Raw genomic sequence first — 16,178 nt, forward strand, 5'->3', positions numbered from 1 at the left:
GCGCCGTCGCCGGCCGCCGCGCATACTGCTTGCATGCGCGTGCCGGTCGCGCGCCCGCCTCGATTTCTGCCTGGATATCCTTACCCGATGAGGTGCAACCATGGACACGACCTCGCTCGCGCTGTCGACTCCCCCGCCGGTCAATCAGGGGCTACCGCGCGAATGCGCTTCCTGCGAGGTGGCGCGCCTGTGCCATCCACAGGACTGGGCGTCGCTGGCGCCGGCCGCGCGCGGGCGGCGCAGCGTGCGCCGGGGCGAAGCGCTGTATCGCGCCGGTGACGCATTGCACAACCTGTATCTGCTGCGCGCCGGGTCGATGAAGATCCGCGTCACCAATACGTCGGGTCTGGAGCAGATCACCGCGTTCCCGGGAGCGGGTTCGCTGCTGGGCCTGGATGCCATCGAAACCGGCATCCATACCTGCGATGCCATTGCGCTGGAGGACTCGGTGGCCTGCGCCCTGCCCTACCGCGAACTGGAGGCCAATTGCGAGCAGGATGCCGAGGCGGGACGCCAGCTCCATCGCCTGATCGCGCACGACATGAACCATTGCCAGCGCCTGCTGCTGACCCTGGGTCGCATGACGACGGACGAACGCATCGCCAGCTTCCTGGTCGAGACCTCCGAGCAGATGGCCGCCCATGGTTATTCGTCGCGCCAGTTCGTGCTGAAAATGACGCGCGAGGACATTGCCAACCACCTGGGCATGAAAATCGAAACCGTGTGCCGCGTTTTCGCGCGCCTGCAGGCGGCGTCGCTGCTCCTGGTGAGCAAGCGCCACCTGGAGATCCTCGACGTCGACGCCCTGCGCCGCTTGAGCTGCGGCTGACCCGGCCGCGTAGTTGAGTTTGGTCAATGTCGGCGGGGACGGCGGGCCTATGCTGGATCTTCCAGGCGGCGCGGGCGCATGCATACGCCGTCCCCGTGGAGAGACCCACCATGCAACTCGACTACGAACCCCATGCCGCGCTGTACAAGTACGGCTTCAACAGCCTGCTGGCCTCGGCCTCGGGCTATTTCGACACTTTGCGGCAGTTGCGCACGTTGCAGCTCAGGACCGACAAGGAAATGCTGGCGTTCGTCCAGCATGCCCGCGACCAGGTCGACGCCGCCGACACCGCTGGCGCCTTGCTCGCGGTGCAGCAGAGCTTCATGCTGGAGCTGTTCGGGCGAGAGCTGGCCTACCTGCGGGAGCTGGAAAAGATCGCGCGCGAAGCCTCCGCCTCGACGGCCGCCGCCATCCGCAGCAGCCAGAGTCCCTGGCAGGAACGCATGGCGCAGATCGCCGAAGGCGCGGCGCAGTTTCTGTCGCAGGGCAACGGGGCCGGCGGCGATCGCCAGGGCGATGCGGCCGCCGCCGACCGCCACGCTCAACCGACCGCGTAGCCGGCCCAGGCGGCCACGATCATCAGCAGCAGCCCGGGCACCACCTGGGCCGCGAAACGGCGTCCGCCGCTCGCGGCCGCGAACACCGCCTTGCTCAAGGCATTGGCCGACAACGCGGCCAGCACCGGCACCACGGTCTGCGCCGGCAGGACGCGGTCGGCGGCGGCCAGCGTCGCCACCGAGGCCGCCGCCGCATGGGTGTCGACGAAGCCGCCAAGCAATGCCGCCAGCGCGATGCCCCTTTGCCCCAGCCAGGCATTCAACGCGGCCGCCCCGACCAGCACGGCGGCGGCGATCAGCGCCAGCATCAGGGCCGCCTGCGGCTTGAAAGGCCGTCCGGGCTCCACTGGCGTGGCCGGCGGCTGGCGCATCGCGCGCAACAGAAACATCGCGCCATAGGCCAGCGCGGCCGCGCCGCTGCACGCCAGCGGCAGCAACAGGGCCTGCAGCGTGGCCGGACTGATCGCCAGCAGCACCGCCGCCATCAACACCAGGGTCGAGATCGAGGACAACACCGCGCCCGCCACGGCGGGCCCCATCAGCGATGGCTCGGCGGCCACCCGCTGGCCCATGGCGCCGATGGTCACCGTGCTGGAAATGAAGCCCGATGCGAAGCCGGCCAGCGGCAGCCCGATGCGCGGTCCGAACAGCCTCAAGGCGACGTGGCCGGCCGCGCTGACCGCCATCACTAGCACGGTGAACTTCCAGACGGTGCGCAGGTTCAAGGCCTGGAACGGCCCGAGGTAGGCATCCGGCAGCATGGGCAGCACCACCAGCGCGGCAGCCGCCAGGATCAGCCCGTCGACCATTTCCTCGCGGCTCAGGACCTTGCGCACGAACCGATGCAGACGCGTACGCGCCGCCAGCAGGATGGCGGCCGTCACGGCCAGGCCCGACGCCAGCACCGGGTCGCGCAGGCACAGGCCGCCCAGCAGCAGGTTCAACAGCAAGGCCGCCTGGGTGGCCATGCCCTGCCCCGTCCCGGCGGCCCGCGCGTGCGCCAGCAACAGCAGTCCCAACGCCGCCGCCGCCAGGCCCACCAGCAGCGCGCCGCCCTGGTACATGGCGACGGCGCCGAGCAATGACGTCAGGGCAAACGTGCGCACGCCGGCGGTTGGCCGGGCCAATGCGCCGCGTTTGCGCCGCTCGCGCTCCACGCCTATCAGCAAGCCGATGCCGAGCGCGATCGCGAACGGGAGTGGAGTCTGCGTGTCCATGATGTCACGTCAATGCGCCGAAGACGGCGCGGCCGCCCGAAGCCTCATTGTTGCGCCAAAACGGGCCCGGCGGGAATCGGCAATCCGGCCGATCCACGCCCTCCGGCCGATTTCCACGCCGGTTGACTCCCGTCAACATCGACGCGGTCGCGCGCTCCTAACGTAAACCCACGGTAAGCCCCTTCCCCCATTTCGGAGAACTCGCATGTATCAACGCATCCTAGTACCCGTCGACGGCAGTCCGACGTCGGAACGCGGCTTGCAGGAAGCCATCCGCCTGGCCCTGCTGACGCACGCCAGCCTGCGCCTGATCCACGTGATCGACGAAATGTCCTTCATGCTGGGCATCGACGCCTACGGCTACGCCGCCGGCGAACTGCTGGACCTGCTGCGCAAGGACGGCACCGAAATTCTGCAGCAGGCCAGCGCCACCGTGCGCGCGCAAGGCGTGCCGGTCGACAGCGTGTTGTATGAGAATCTGGACAAGACCGTGCAGCAGCGCATCATCGCCGAAGCCGAAATGTGGAAGGCGGACCTCATCGTGATCGGCACGCACGGCCGTCGCGGCGTGCGCCGGCTGGTGCTGGGCAGCAGCGCCGAAGGCGTCCTGCGCACCTCGCCCGTGCCGGTGTTGCTGGTGCGCGCGCCAGAGGAATCCGCGTGATTCCAGGGCGGCACCGGGCGGGGTGATGCGGCATGCGCGCGCCGAGCCACCGGCCCGCGGCGGGCCGGCGCCGGGCGCGGCCCCGCCGGTCCGCTGCCTCGCCCTACAGTCCGCGGCAGTTGGGCGCCGGCCTGATCACCGGCGCGGCCGATGACGATCCCAGCGGCATCGCCACCTATTCCCAGGCCGGCGCCCAGTTCGGCTACGCAATGCTGTGGACGATGCCGCTGACGCTGCCGCTGATGGTGGCGATCCAGCTGGTGAGCGCGCGGATCGGCTACGTAACGCGGCGGGGCCTGGCGGCCAACATCAAGCGCGCCTTCGCGCCGCCGGTCTTGTGGCTGGTGGTCGGCCTGCTGGTGATGGCCAACACGCTCAACCTGGCGGCGGACATCGCCGCCATGGCACAGGCGCTGCACCTGGCGGTGGGCGGCCCGCGCGGCGGCTATGCCGTCGGCATCGGCGCGCTGTGCCTGGCGTTGCAGGTGTTCATGCGCTATCAGGCCTATGTGCGCTGGCTGAAATGGCTGACGCTGGCCCTGCTGGCCTACGTCGCGGTGGCCTTTACCATTGAACTGGACTGGGGCGAGCTGGCGCGCCAGCTCGCCCTGCCCCGCCTGGCGCCTGGCCGTGATGCGCTGCTGATGATCGTGGCGGTGTTTGGCACCACCATCAGCCCCTATCTGTTCTTCTGGCAGGCCGCGCTCGAGATGGAATCGGGTCGGGACGGGCTGACGCGCTCGGCTGGCGAAGTGCGGCGGCAACTGCGGCGCATCCGCGCCGACACGCTGGTCGGCATGACGTTCTCGAACCTGATCGGCTTTTTCATCATACTGGCCACCGCCGCCACGCTGCATGTTGGCGGCGGCGTCCGCATCGAAACCTCGGCGCAGGCGGCCGAGGCGCTGCGGCCCGTGGCCGGCGACCTCTGCTTCCTGCTGTTCTGCCTGGGCATCGTCGGCACCGGCCTGCTGGCGGTGCCGGTGCTGGCGGGATCGGCCGCGTATGCCGTGGCCGAGGCCGCCGGCCTGTCCGCCACCCTGGATGCCCAGCTGGGGCGGGGCGAGGGACACGCGTTCTACGCGGTCATCGCCGCCGCGACGGCGGGCGGCGTGGCGCCGTGCTTCGCGCCGGTCGACCCGGTCGAGGAATTGTTCTGGGCCGCGGTGCTCAACGGCGTGGTGGCCCTGCCCATCATGGCCGTGATGATGGTGTTGGCGTCCCGGCGCGCGGTGATGGGGGCGCACGTGATCGGGCCGCGCCTGTGGCTGGCGGGATGGTGCGCCACGGTGGCGATGGGAGGTGTCGTCGCCGCCATGCTGGCCACGCTCTAGCGGCTCGCCCGATCGCCCGCGCAGGCCGTGGCGGCGTCCCCGCACATGACCAGCGGGACCTTGATGAACTGACTGCCTGACAGGGACAGGCCGCGCAACAGGCGATCCGTCGACAGGATGAAGCCGGCGATCTGCGCGACCGTGGGCGCGCGCGGCCCCGCCATGGCGCTTTCGTCCAGGATCTGGATGGTGCCGTTCTCACCCTCGATCCAACCGGGGCCGGCCAGGAACGCGCGCAACGCGTCGTGGGCGGAAAAGAACAGCACGACGGCCTTGCCGTCGAGGCCGAGAATGGCGCCGGCCGGGCCGGCGATGACGTTGTAATAGGTGCGCTCGCCGCTGGCTTCGATCAGGACACCGCGCCCGTAGGCCACGCCCAGGATGCCGCCGTCGGCGCGCAGGCCGGGCACCACCAGCACGCCGAAGGCGCGCGCCACCAGGGCCTGCGCGGGGGGCGAGAGCCGGTACAGCCGCGCCAGGGTGGCCTCGGCTTCGCGGTCGATCCGGTCCAGCATCGCGGGCGGCACCGCCAGCGGGCCCGGGGCCGGCTGGGCCCGCGCGGCGCTGGTCAGCAGCAGGGCCAGCAGGAGAAAGAGCAGCAACAGGAGGATGGGCTTTTTCATGAGGCGCTCCCGTGGTGGGCGGCATGGCGGACGCGGCGGCGCCGCCTGGCCAGGATTCACCTAGATTGACGCACGGGCGCGCCGACCCGCTGTTGACAAGTGTCAACCAGTGGGCGGCGTGGCGATGCTACACCGGGTTGTCGGCGCGGACATCCCGGACGCGCCGCCGGCCTTGCGAGGACGCGCGTCATGCCGCCATCCGCGGATATCTCCGATCTGGTCTTCGCCGACCGCTACGCCCGGCCCGGCGAAGCGACGCGGCTCGACACCTACCGCCGGGTGGCGACGGCGCTGGCGCGCTGCGAGGCCGCGCCCGACCGCGCCCGCCACGCCGCGCGCTTCTTCGACAACTTCCTGGCGGGAGCAATCGGCGCCGGCCGCATCATGGCCAACGCCGGCGCGGGCGATGACGCCACCATGGTGAATTGCTTCGTGCAGCCGGCCATCGACACGGCGCCAGGGGGGCCGGCCAGTGTCGATGCCGCGCTGGCGCGCGCCGTGCGCACCCTGCGCATGGGCGGTGGCGTGGGCTACGACTTCACCCCGGTACCGCCGGCGGGAAGCGGCACGGGCGGCGTCTGTGCCGCCATCGACCGCTACGACCAGGCCTGCCAGGCGCTCGCCGCCAGCGGGCGCCGGCGCGGCGCGCAGATGGCGGTGCTGGCGTGCGACCACCCCGACCTGCCCGCGTTCCTGCGGGCCAAGGCGGGCCGTCGTCGCTGGCCGACGTTCAACCTTTCCGTGGCGCTGAGCGACCGCTTCCTGCGGGCGGTGGAACACGACGCATCCTGGGATCTGCGCCACGCCTGCCCGCCGGCGGCTGGCGCGCTATCGCCGCGGGCGGCTCGCGACAGCGACGGCTGCTGGCGCTACACGCGTCTGCCGGCGAGACTACTGTGGGAGTGGATTACCAGCGCGGCCTGGCGTGACGCCGAGCCGGGCGTGCTTTTCATCGATACGATCAACGCCCTGAATACGCTGCGCGGTAGCGAATGGCTGGCCGCCACCAACCCCTGCGGTGAACAACCCTTGCCCGCCTATGGCAGCTGCGTGCTCGGCCCGATCCACGTCTCGCGCTTCGTGCGCCATCCGTTCGGCGTGGGCGGGCCCGCCGGTTTCGACTTCAGCGCGCTGGCGCGGCGCGTGCGCATCCAGGTGCGGCTGCTGGACAACGTGCTGGAACTGACCCACTGGCCCTTGCCCGAACAGGCCTCCGAAGCGCGGGCCAAGCGTCGTATCGGCGTCGGCCTGTCGGGCCTGGCCGACACCCTGCTGATGCTGGGGTTGGACTATGGCGAGGCGCCCGCGCGGGCCTGCGCGGCGCGCATCGCGCGCTGTATCCGCGACAATGCCTATCTGGCATCGGCCGAATTGGCGGGCGAACGCGGCGCCTTCCCGGCGTTCCAGCCGGCCGCCTACCTGGACGCGGGCGCTTGCGGCCTGTCGCGCCTGCCGCCGGCCGTGCGCGCAGCCATCGCGCGGCATGGCCTGCGCAACAGTCATCTGGTGTCGTTCGCGCCCACCGGCAGCGTCAGTATCGCCTTCTTCGACAATTGTTCGTCGGGGATCGAGGCAGTCCATGCCTGGCAATACTCACGCCGGCTGCGCCTGGGCGGCGGCGAGCCGGTCTCCGTGCGGGCGACCAATCCGGCCTGGCGCTTGTGGCATCGCCTGCACGGTGACGCCGCCGCCCTGCCCGCCTGTTTCCGCCGCGCGGCCGAGTTGCCCGCGGCGGCGCATCTGGCCATGCAGGCGGCCTTGCAACCCTGGGTCGATGCGGCGATTTCCAAGACCGTGCCGTTGCCGCCGGCCAGCACACCGGCCGATGTCGGCGCCCTGTTCCAGCAGGCCTGGCGCCAGGGCGTGAAAGGCCTGACCGTGTTCCGGCCGGATCCGGCCATGACGGCGGTGCTGGAACCGGCCCCGGACCCGGCCGGCGCGTGCGCGGCCGCCCGCGCGGCGGGTTGAGGGCTGCGCGCTACGCGGGCGCGGGCAGTCTTGCGGGCGCGCCCTCCGCCAGGCGCCGCGCCACGCGCCCCTGTTTGCGCGCCGCCCAGAACGACGGCGCTCGCAGGAAGCGCCTGCCGGCCTTGCGCGCCTCGGCCTGGGCTTGGCGCCGCAGGTGTCGGCAGGCGTCATCCAGGCCTTGGCGCGCCAGTTTGCCGGTGGCCAGGCTGACGCAGGTATCCGGCGCCAGGCGCGCCGCGGTGCGCAAATCCTGTGTGCCGCCCAGCGCCGCCTGCAGGTCGGCCAGGCCCTTGGCATAGCGTTCCAGCCGGCGCGAGGGACACAGTTGCAACAGCGCTTCGCTGGCGTAGCGCAGGCGCTTGATCTCGATGCGGGTTTGATGCTCGCGCCGGGCGCCCTGCCCCTCGGCCTCCAGGCGGCCGCGCAGCGCCGCGTCCCAGCGCTCGAGCCGACGGCGCATGGCGCGGTACAGCGCCTTGGGCTGGCGCTCGGCCAGGGCCGCGTGCATTTCATCGCTGCGCTCGCGCAGCAGGCGCACCATGCCGTCGAAGCGCTCGTTGCGCAGGCTGGCGTACATTTCGGCATGCGCCACGTCCGAGCGCGCGCCCGCCCGCCGCAGCGAGACCTCGCGGTCGATATCCGGCTCGGCCTCGCACAGCCGCGGCAGGACGTCGGCCATGAACACATCCCAATCTCGCGCCCGCGACAGGGGCTGCATGGCCCAGGCGACCTCCCGGCGCAGCGCGCGCCGCAACGGCCGCCGGTCGGCCGGACGCGGCAACAGGTCCGACAAGGCGCACAACCGGCGCACGTAGATCCGCAGGTCGTGGATGAGGTCGGGCGCGGCCTGCCCTACCGCGGCATCGCCTTCCCTCAAGCGCCGCACGCGCCCGTGGATCTCGCCGAACCAGATCGCGGCGACGGCGTGCAGCCCGTCCCGCAAGGGAGATGGCGCGGCGGCGCCATTGCCCTCGGGCCTGGCCCGCGGCGCAGGCGTGGCGCCGGCGGGTTCCCGCGCGCCGCCGCCGTTGGCGGCGGTGCGCTTGGTTGATCGCGTCATGACCGCGCTCCTGGTGATTGGGTCAATCCCACGGTACTCGCGCCCGCCCGGGGCTTATTGACGCGGATCAAGCTTGCAAGGCGCCAACGAAGGGCGCGCCTGGAAATCCGCTGACCGTGGGCGGCAGCGCGATGCCTGCCGTCCCTGCGCGCGGCCAGGCAATGGCAGGCGGCATCAGCCCCCCGCCGCCCGACCCGCATCAGCCCACCACCAGCCTGTCGGCCACCTCGACCACGCCCGGGGCCGACCAGGCGGCGCGTTCGGCCGCGCCCCGCTCGCTCCAGCTGTTGACGCAGCCGTTCAGCGTCACCTTGTTGCCCTGCACGCTGACCTGGACCCGGTTGGCTTCCAGCTGGGCGCTGCGCAGCAAGGCGTCTTCGATGCGCCGCTTGATGTCGCCGGCGCGCACGCTGGGAACGACTTCGATCGTGTTCGAAATGCCGATCACGCCGGAGAGCTTGCGCACCGCGCGTTCGGCGGCGTCTCGCTGGTAGAACCACTCCACATTGCCGCTCAACGTGACCCAGCCTTTTTGCACGGTGACCTGCACCTTGCCATCGGGCACGGTGGCGTCCCAGGCAATGATGCTGAGCGCGCGCGCGGCGATCTGGTCGTCCGCCAGCTGTTTGGCCGCCGCGGTGCGCACCTGGATTTCCTGGGCGATGCCGCGCACGCCTTTCACATGCTGCACTGTATGCTCGGCGGCCAGTTTCTGCGCATAACTGCCGACGTGGCCGCTGAGCGTCACCACGCCGTTCTCCACCGCCACGCCGATGTGCAGGTCGTCGATGCTGGGCTCGAATGCCAGCGCCTGCAGCACCCGCTCCCGCAGTTGTTCGTCACTCATGATGTTCTCCTGGTCCCGGGACCGGGACACCCGGTCCGCGTACATCGCCCGGGCGCGTCGCGCCCCTGGCATCCTGGGGCGTGGCGCTATTCGATCCGCAGCGTCTTGCCCTGGCTGCCCGCCATTTTCGGCAGCGTCAGCACCAGCACGCCGTTTTCGCAGGCCGCCTTGGCGGCGGACGCATCGATCGGGGTTGCCAGGGTGACCGAGCGCTCGATCTGGCCCCAGTAGCGCTCCCTGCGCAGGACCTTGCCTTCTTCCTTGACTTCGCTGCGCTGTTCCTTGTTGGCGGAAATCATGACGGTGGCGCCGTCGATCTGCACCGAGATGTCCTTCTTGTCGACGCCGGGCAATTCGGCCTTCAGGACATACTTGTCGCCGTCCTCGGTGACGTCGAGGTCCATCCGTGGCGATTCGCCGTCGGCGCGCTGCCGCAGCGGCCGCAGGAAAGCTTGGAAGACGTCCGCGAACGGATCGGCGGAGACGGCGCTGTAGGGGGTGAGGCGAGACATGATGGCTCCTTCAATAGCGGTGTGGACACACCTGTCCCGCCATCTTGAGCCGTCATCTCCGGCGCTTGTTGACCTTTATCAAGCAGAAATCGCGCCCCTATTTCGACCGAGGCGATCACCGTCCCTGCAGCCGGACGAGCGCGGCCGCCAGGTCATCGCGCGCCTGGCCAGGCGCGGCGTGGTCGAGCGCCTGCCGCAGCGGTGCGACGGCGGCCTGGCCCGTCCGAAGCAGCATTGCCTGCACGGATGACCGCAGCAACGGATCGTCACTGCGCAGCCGCGCGTCGATCGCCGCCTCGATCACCGCCGATGCAATTTCAGCCGGCAACGGCCAAGATTCACCCGCCACCGCCGCCATCATCGTCGCCTTGTCTACGAGTCGTGTGGCGTCGGTCTCCCCTTTGATCGAGCCCGCAAGATACAGCAGCCCGGCCGGGCCGCTCTGCGCGAGCGTGCGCCACGTGACCCTGGAGGACGTGTTGGAGCGCGATACGGCATCGATCATCGCCTGTGCGATGGCGTCATCGGGCTTGGGAAAGCCGCCGAGCGTGACGATGAGGCGTTCACGCGCTTCATCGGAGGGAGCCCTTTCCAGTGCCAAGATCAGCTCGCGCACGATATCGCGATAGCCTGTAGACCCTGGCCCCAGCGTCTGGGCGATCTGGATGCGGACAGCGGGCGATGTTGATGCCGCGCTGGTGGCATCGAGTTTCAGGCGCACGTCGTCCGGCAAGGTCAGGCCTGCGGCGATCTGCGCCAGATCTCCCAGCGTTCTTTCATCCCGCGTGTCGCGGATGGCCTGAAAAATGGTCTCGGACGCGCCTCGAGTCGCGGTCCAGAGCGCCGTCCGCGTTGAAGCGCGATCCGGCTCCGCCTGCGCCTGCCGCAAATGCGCGAGCAAGGGGCCTGCCATGGCAGCGCGTCCAGGCGCGTCGGCCACGGCGAGAATCCTGGCCACCGCGTTCATGCGCGGCTGCGGGACATTGCCGGCCATGTCTCGCGCCATAGCCTGTAGCAACGCGTCGGACAGGCCGACGCCGCCTTGACGGCGTTGCGAGAGAAACGGCGCTGTCCAGAGTTGTTCGGCCAATGCCTGCGCGGCCTGGGTTTTCTCGCCTTCGTCCTGCGCAGCCACATAGCGGCGCGCGATCTCAGCAAACCTGCGCTGGTGCTCCGCCGACAGTTCCTCGCGTGGCGGGGACTGCCGGGGCGGATCCGGAAGACCGGCCGCGGCGGCTCCCGCGGCTGTCAATCCCAAGATGGCTGCCAGCCCGAATGGCCGCAATGCCGGGCCGCATGCCCGCCACGCCGGTCGCCGCACGGCGAGCCTGCGCAGGTTGTGTGCCCATTGCCAAAACGTGTCGATAGGTCAGGCTCCGTGTTCAGGTCAGGACGCTGGTCACGCTTCCGGCTGGATACCCTGTGCGGCGTGAGTCCGTATATTAGCCGGCGCTCCTGTCGGTCGCCGGTCGCGCTACGGCGCTCAGCCCGGATGGAACTTGTACAGCGCGCATGCCAGAAAACCCGCTGCCAGCGCGAGATGGATGGCAATCCCCTGCCGGCCTTGCAGGATCGACGCAGGCCGTCTTGCGCGGAGCGCCCAGGCGAGCAAGCCGGAATGCGCCAGCAGCAGTCCGACCGGCCACAGCGCCAGGTAAAGCAGCACCCCGAGTGGATCGGGGCCATAGCCGTCGCTGTGGCGCGGCGGTTCGTAGACGGCGGCGGCGATTGTCCAAGCCGCGAGCGTCAGCAGGCTCACGATAAAACTTATCCGGTAGTACAGAAACAAGGGGTCCCCTTTGTTTTTGTGGAGGCGTCATCGCTCCGGTCATGGCGCTCCTCATGCAAGCGTTCTCGACTCAATTCCCCAGCAGCCGCACCGTCCGCGGGTTGTAGCCGGCATAGGCGCCGGCGCCGCAGGCGACGACCGTTCGCGCTTGCGGCGGCACGCCGGTGGCGCGCACGGCCAGCTCGCCGCCACGCAGCCGGAATTCCCGGAACCGCTCCGCGGCCACTGAGCCATCCGGCAGGAAATACAGCCGCACCCGTGGCAGCCCCTTGTCGGGATCCGCCTGGCTCGCGGCGCTGAAAGTGGGCACCACCGCCCTCGCCTCGTGCCAGCGCGAGGGATCTTCCAGCGTCTGCCAGCGCACGCGCAGCGGCTGTTCCAGGTCCAGCATGGCCGGGCTCCCGCCCCGTCCCGGGTCGCAGGGTTCGCCGGCCTGGCTGCGCGCCGCCTGGCCGCCCAGGTCCAGCGTCTGGCCATTGATTTCCAGGCGGGCGATTGCCTGCGTCGTGTAGTTGTCGAGGCTGACTATCGTCAGTCCCGGGGGGCGCGCGGCTGTCATGGCCTCCTCGGTCGTGCCGGCAAAGCGCTCGATGGTCGGCGCGACCTCGACGTGGTCGGCGTAATGGAAGTACTGATAGATCAGCAGCGCCGCCTCGCCGTAGGCGAATGCCGGCAGCAGCTTGTCCAGATCGGGCGCGGGCAGGCGCCGCAGCGGCAGGGAATCGCCGGCATTGCCATCCTGCGAGGAATATGCATAGCGCTCGCTGTCTGGCTTCAGGTGCGCGCCGGCGTAGGGAAACGTGCCAGCCGCCACCAGGTTCGCGCCGGGATAGCGGCGAAAGCGCGAGAACCGGTCGTTTTGCGCCGAAGCGGGTTCCATGTAGGGTGAGCCGCCGCCATCGTTCGAAGATGCGGCGCGATAGTCCAGCCAGAGCGTGCGGCCGCTGAAGTTGACGTGATTTTCAGTGATGGCCGGGTTGGCATCGCGGAAACGGTCGGCGCCCGCCCGGCGCAGGGTGTCGTCCACCGGCACGATCAGCAACGCCAGCAGCGAGGGCAGGAACAGCAGCGCGTGTACCCGGCCGGGCACCTTGCCGCGATCCCGCACCAGGTACACAACCCAGGTCAGCGCCAATACGATCGCCAGCGGCCCGCCGTACAAAACCCCGTACGACAGCAGCGCCGCCATGCCCCAGCCGAGGTTGTCGCTGAAGACGGCGAGCAGGCCAAGCGAGGCCAGCAGCGTCGCCAGCGCGAACGACACGATGATGCCAAACAGATAGTTCGTGGTTTTCAATCGATCAGGCCTCGTCGGACTGCCCTGGCATAGGCGGCGGGGTCTTGGGGATGCGGCATGGGGATCCGGCCCCGGCAACGATAACAGAGGCCCGGATATTGCCAGGACGATACCCCCGAAGGCGTGCCGCGGCCGGCCAGGTCAGGCCGGGTCGGCGCGTCCGTCGGGCCAGGGATCGGCCCAGGCCGGCAGGCGCGCCAGGCCATCGAGCCATTGCACGATGTTCGGGAACGGCGCCATCGGCATGGTGGATGTTCGCCAGTACGCCGCCATCGACGCGAGTTGGAAGTCGGCGATCGTCAGCCGGCCGCACGCGACGTGATCGCGCCGCTGCAGATGCGTGTCCAGCACCGCCGCGTACCGGTTGAAATCCTTGCCCTTGCCCGCCAGCTGGCTCTCGTCCGGCGGCCCGATGCCGAAGGTGGGTTTGACGATGTGCTCGAAGTAGTACGGCGACACCGCCTGTGCCCAGTGGCAATCGTTCCAGGACAGCCAGCGCAGGACCTCGATCTGTTCCTGCGCATCGGTTGGCCACATGTCCGAGCCGGCCTTGACGCACAGGTAGGCCATGATCGCCGATGATTCCCACAGCCGGTAATCGCCGTCCACCAGGGCCGGCGCCTTCATGTTGGGATTGATGGCGGCGTAGTCGGGCCGCCGCAGCGCGCCCGCCATCAGGTCCATTTCGATGAGTTCGGCCTCGATGCCCAGGTGCTTGACCAGGGCCAGGACGCGCCGTGGCGCCTGCGCCTGGATCCAATAGATCTGCATGGGTTGCTCCTCCGGGGTGTCGATAGGGTCACGACTTGCGCAACACCATACCCACGCGGCCGGCCTGGCGTCAAAGGACGTTGCATTGGGAAACGGCCAGCAGCGACGGGCGCCGCTTGCCGCGGCGCGCGGGCGCGCGGAGAATGCGTGGGCGGGTCCCCTTCTTCCCTTCCCTCCGGGAGTTCCTTCGAACATGGCAGACACCCTACTCGTTTTCGCCGTGGTGGCGTTCATCGGCATCGCGACGCCCGGCCCGACGGTGCTGCTGGCGCTCAACAACGGCGCCAGGCTGGGCCTGCGCGCGTCCCTGCCCGGCATGGCGGGCGCGGTGCTGTCGGATGTCGTCCTGATCGGCGCGGTGGCGCTGGGGCTGGGGGCGCTGCTGGCCGCTTCCGAATTCTGGTTCTCGGTCGTCAAATGGATCGGCGTGGCGTACCTGGCCTACCTGGGCCTGCGCCTGTGCCGCTCGTCCGGCGCCCTGACGTTGCCGGACGAAGCCGCCGCGCGCACGCCGTCCGGCCGGGCGGTGTTCCTGCGCAGCTTCCTGGTTGCGCTGACGAACCCGAAGGGATACCTGTTTTTCTCGGCCTTCCTGCCGCAGTTCATCTCCACGCAGGCGCCACAGTTTCCCCAGTATGCGGCGCTGGCGGCGGTGTTCGCCGCCATCGACCTGCTGGTCATGTTCGCCTATGCCTGCGCCGGCGCCAGGGCCATCCGCCTGTTCAAGCGGCGCGGCGCCCGCTGGCTGGACCGGGCGTGTGGGGGCGCGCTCCTGGCGCTGGCCGGCTCGCTGGCGTTCTATCGGCGCGGCGCGTGATTCATTCGCCGCGCCCGTAGCATCCCAGGAACATCGCCACGGCCGAATCCACCACCCGCTCGCGCTCGGCCGCGCCCAGCGGCGGCTGCCCCAGCGTGACCTGCGGCCAGAAGGCGAAGCTTTTGATCAGCCCCTGCAATTGCTGGCCGGCGAATTCCGCGTCTCCGGCGGTCAGGCGGCCATCAGCGATGGCGGCGCGGATCCAGGCGGTTTCGCTGCCCTCCTTCGCGCCCATGCGGCAGACAATGGCCTGCGCCCGTTCCGGTGTGTGGATGATCTCGGCCATGGCCACGCGCGCCAGGTCGATGAAGTTCGGATCGCCCAGCAGTTCCAGTTTCCGCAGCAGCAATTGGCGCAGTTGCGCCGCCAGGGGCTGGTCGGCACGGTAGACGACCGTGGCGTTGGCGATGCTGCGGTTCCACAGCTGTTCCAGCATCAGCCCGAACAGTTCTTCCTTGCTGGGGAAATGGTTGTAGACCGTGCGTTTGGACACGCCGGCCGCGGCGGCGATGCGATCCATGCTGGTGGCTTCGTAGCCCGCCGTGCGGAATTCCTCCACGGCGGCGCGGAGGATGGCTTCGCGCTTTTTGTCGGTGAGGCGCTGCGGTGCTTCTGCCATGAGGATTTCCTGATTGGAGCAATAGCGAAAATTCTACACTCGACGGTGTACTTTAAAGAAAAACGAAATTACACTGCTCAGTATACTTTTGGCCTCCGCGGCCATTCCCCCTCCCTTCTGCCGCCAGGAATCTCGCCGTGACCGCTTCGATGCCCGCCTCCCCCGCTTTGCCGGTTGCTCCCGGCGCTCGCCCGACGCATCATGGCGACGGCCGTTTCCGCAATGCCCGTCCCCGCCCGTCCCTGGGGTTCTGGCAGGGGCTCAAGCTGACCTGGGCCTTTCTGTTCGGCAAGCCGGCCGGCACCGTGCCCGACCAGCCGATCCCGGTGCGGCCGCTGAGCCGCGCCGAACTGGGCGCCGCGCCCGACCGCAGCCTGTTCCGGCTGGGGCACTCAACCATCCTGATGAAATTGCGCGGCCGCTACTGGCTGACCGATCCGGTGTTCTCCGAGCGCGCCTCGCCGGTGCAATGGGCCGGACCGGCGCGCTTTCATGCGCCGCCCATCGCCATCGACGATCTGCCGCCGATCGCCGGCGTGATCCTGTCGCACAACCACTATGACCATCTCGACCGCGCCGCCGTGACCCGCCTGGCGGCGCGCACCGGCCGCTTCATCGCGCCGCTGGGCGTGGGCGACCAGTTGATCGCGTGGGGCATCGATCCGGCCAACGTGGAACAGCTGGACTGGTGGCAGTCCACCGAGGTCGAAGGCCTGCGCCTGACCGCCACCCCGGCGCAGCATTTCTCCGGTCGCGGCCTGGCCGACAGCGATCGCACCCTGTGGGCCTCGTGGGTCATCGACGACGCCGGCATGCGCGTGTTCTTCAGCGGCGACAGCGGCTATTTCGACGGGTTCAAGGCCATCGGTGACGCCTTCGGGCCGTTCGACCTGACGCTGATGGAAACCGGCGCCTACGATAAGCGCTGGGCCTTCGTGCACATGCAGCCCGAGGAAACCTTGCAGGCCCACCTGGATCTGGGCGGCCGCTGGCTGCTGCCGATCCACAACGGCACCTTCGACCTTGCCATGCATGCCTGGCAGGAGCCGTTCGAGCGCATCGCCGCGCTGGCGGCCGAACGCGGGGTCCCATTGGCCACGCCCGAAATGGGTGAGCGGCTGGACCTGGACACCCCGCATCCGGGATCGCCCTGGTGGCGGGCGGTTGCCGCGCGCCAGCCGGCGTCCGGCGCGTGCCGCCGCCTGGCGCCTTGCCGGGCCCGGTGAAGCGGCAGGATGGCCCCCCGAGGGCCGTCCGGGTATCGGTGGGAACGC

The 16,178-nt window shown here is 69.8% G+C and carries 17 protein-coding genes; 7 read left to right on the plus strand and 10 right to left on the minus strand.

What is annotated here, in order from left to right:
- Positions 1-100: 100 nt before the first annotated feature.
- Together ABFG95_RS28295 and ABFG95_RS28300 are read left to right on the plus strand one after the other, a co-directional pair.
- Complete coding sequence (locus tag ABFG95_RS28295; RefSeq protein WP_175145960.1) at positions 101-829, plus strand: helix-turn-helix domain-containing protein; 729 nt, start codon at positions 101-103, stop codon at positions 827-829.
- Between the two features lie 110 nt (positions 830-939).
- Positions 940-1,386: a hypothetical protein gene (locus ABFG95_RS28300; RefSeq protein WP_348995210.1), complete on the plus strand. Its 447-nt coding sequence runs from the start codon at positions 940-942 to the stop codon at positions 1,384-1,386.
- On the opposite strand, the gene ABFG95_RS28305 is transcribed toward ABFG95_RS28300, so the two are convergent.
- Positions 1,371-2,603, minus strand: coding sequence for an MgtC/SapB family protein (locus tag ABFG95_RS28305; RefSeq protein ID WP_278990834.1), 1,233 nt, complete (start codon positions 2,601-2,603; stop codon positions 1,371-1,373). The genes ABFG95_RS28300 and ABFG95_RS28305 overlap by 16 nt on opposite strands.
- Before the next feature lie 205 nt (positions 2,604-2,808).
- Here ABFG95_RS28305 and ABFG95_RS28310 point away from each other — a divergent pair, with 205 nt between their 5' ends.
- The gene (locus ABFG95_RS28310) at positions 2,809-3,267 is read left to right on the plus strand and encodes a universal stress protein (protein WP_049073734.1); all 459 of its coding nucleotides are present in this window, start codon (positions 2,809-2,811) and stop codon (positions 3,265-3,267) included.
- A 32-nt stretch (positions 3,268-3,299) separates the two neighbouring features.
- Positions 3,300-4,601, plus strand: coding sequence for a divalent metal cation transporter (locus ABFG95_RS28315; protein WP_348995211.1), 1,302 nt, complete (start codon positions 3,300-3,302; stop codon positions 4,599-4,601).
- Here the strand turns inward: ABFG95_RS28315 and ABFG95_RS28320 are convergent.
- Positions 4,598-5,224, minus strand: a complete 627-nt coding sequence (locus ABFG95_RS28320) for a hypothetical protein (RefSeq protein WP_100508629.1) — start codon at positions 5,222-5,224, stop codon at positions 4,598-4,600. The two genes, ABFG95_RS28315 and ABFG95_RS28320, sit on opposite strands and share 4 nt — an antisense overlap.
- Positions 5,225-5,413: 189 nt before the next feature.
- Between ABFG95_RS28320 and ABFG95_RS28325 the strand changes: the two genes are divergently transcribed.
- On the plus strand, positions 5,414-7,192 hold the full coding sequence (locus ABFG95_RS28325; RefSeq protein ID WP_348995212.1) for an adenosylcobalamin-dependent ribonucleoside-diphosphate reductase: 1,779 nt from the start codon (positions 5,414-5,416) through the stop codon (positions 7,190-7,192).
- A gap of 10 nt (positions 7,193-7,202) precedes the next feature.
- Here ABFG95_RS28325 and ABFG95_RS28330 read toward each other — a convergent pair whose 3' ends face one another.
- The 7 genes from ABFG95_RS28330 to ABFG95_RS28360 all read right to left on the minus strand — a co-directional run bounded on the left by ABFG95_RS28330 (position 7,203) and on the right by ABFG95_RS28360 (position 13,468).
- Entirely contained in the window at positions 7,203-8,252 is a 1,050-nt protein-coding gene (locus ABFG95_RS28330) for a CHAD domain-containing protein (RefSeq protein ID WP_278990838.1), read from the minus strand.
- Between the two features lie 199 nt (positions 8,253-8,451).
- Positions 8,452-9,099 carry a BON domain-containing protein gene (locus tag ABFG95_RS28335; RefSeq protein ID WP_348995213.1) on the minus strand — a complete coding sequence of 216 codons (648 nt, stop codon included), beginning with the start codon at positions 9,097-9,099 and terminating at the stop codon, positions 8,452-8,454.
- 86 nt (positions 9,100-9,185) lie between these two features.
- Positions 9,186-9,611, minus strand: coding sequence for an Hsp20/alpha crystallin family protein (locus ABFG95_RS28340; protein ID WP_063583046.1), 426 nt, complete (start codon positions 9,609-9,611; stop codon positions 9,186-9,188).
- A gap of 115 nt (positions 9,612-9,726) precedes the next feature.
- The gene (locus ABFG95_RS28345) at positions 9,727-10,869 is read right to left on the minus strand and encodes a hypothetical protein (protein ID WP_348995214.1); all 1,143 of its coding nucleotides are present in this window, start codon (positions 10,867-10,869) and stop codon (positions 9,727-9,729) included.
- Positions 10,870-11,094: 225 nt separating this feature from the next.
- Positions 11,095-11,400, minus strand: a complete 306-nt coding sequence (locus ABFG95_RS28350) for a hypothetical protein (protein ID WP_348995215.1) — start codon at positions 11,398-11,400, stop codon at positions 11,095-11,097.
- Between the two features lie 70 nt (positions 11,401-11,470).
- Entirely contained in the window at positions 11,471-12,697 is a 1,227-nt protein-coding gene (locus ABFG95_RS28355; protein WP_348995216.1) for a hypothetical protein, read from the minus strand.
- 141 nt (positions 12,698-12,838) lie between these two features.
- Positions 12,839-13,468, minus strand: a complete 630-nt coding sequence (locus tag ABFG95_RS28360) for a glutathione S-transferase family protein (RefSeq protein ID WP_348995217.1) — start codon at positions 13,466-13,468, stop codon at positions 12,839-12,841.
- Positions 13,469-13,661: 193 nt separating this feature from the next.
- Here ABFG95_RS28360 and ABFG95_RS28365 point away from each other — a divergent pair, with 193 nt between their 5' ends.
- Positions 13,662-14,285, plus strand: coding sequence for a LysE family translocator (locus ABFG95_RS28365; protein WP_054418144.1), 624 nt, complete (start codon positions 13,662-13,664; stop codon positions 14,283-14,285).
- A gap of 1 nt (position 14,286) precedes the next feature.
- On the opposite strand, the gene ABFG95_RS28370 is transcribed toward ABFG95_RS28365, so the two are convergent.
- A complete protein-coding gene (locus ABFG95_RS28370) occupies positions 14,287-14,904 on the minus strand; it encodes a TetR/AcrR family transcriptional regulator (protein ID WP_054418142.1) in 618 nt (205 codons plus the stop codon).
- A 149-nt stretch (positions 14,905-15,053) separates the two neighbouring features.
- Between ABFG95_RS28370 and ABFG95_RS28375 the strand changes: the two genes are divergently transcribed.
- Positions 15,054-16,130 carry an MBL fold metallo-hydrolase gene (locus ABFG95_RS28375; RefSeq protein WP_348996070.1) on the plus strand — a complete coding sequence of 359 codons (1,077 nt, stop codon included), beginning with the start codon at positions 15,054-15,056 and terminating at the stop codon, positions 16,128-16,130.
- Positions 16,131-16,178: the final 48 nt, after the last annotated feature.

It is taken from the genome of Achromobacter sp. HNDS-1, assembly GCF_040084795.1.
Taxonomy (GTDB): Bacteria; Pseudomonadota; Gammaproteobacteria; order Burkholderiales; family Burkholderiaceae_B; genus Achromobacter; species Achromobacter ruhlandii.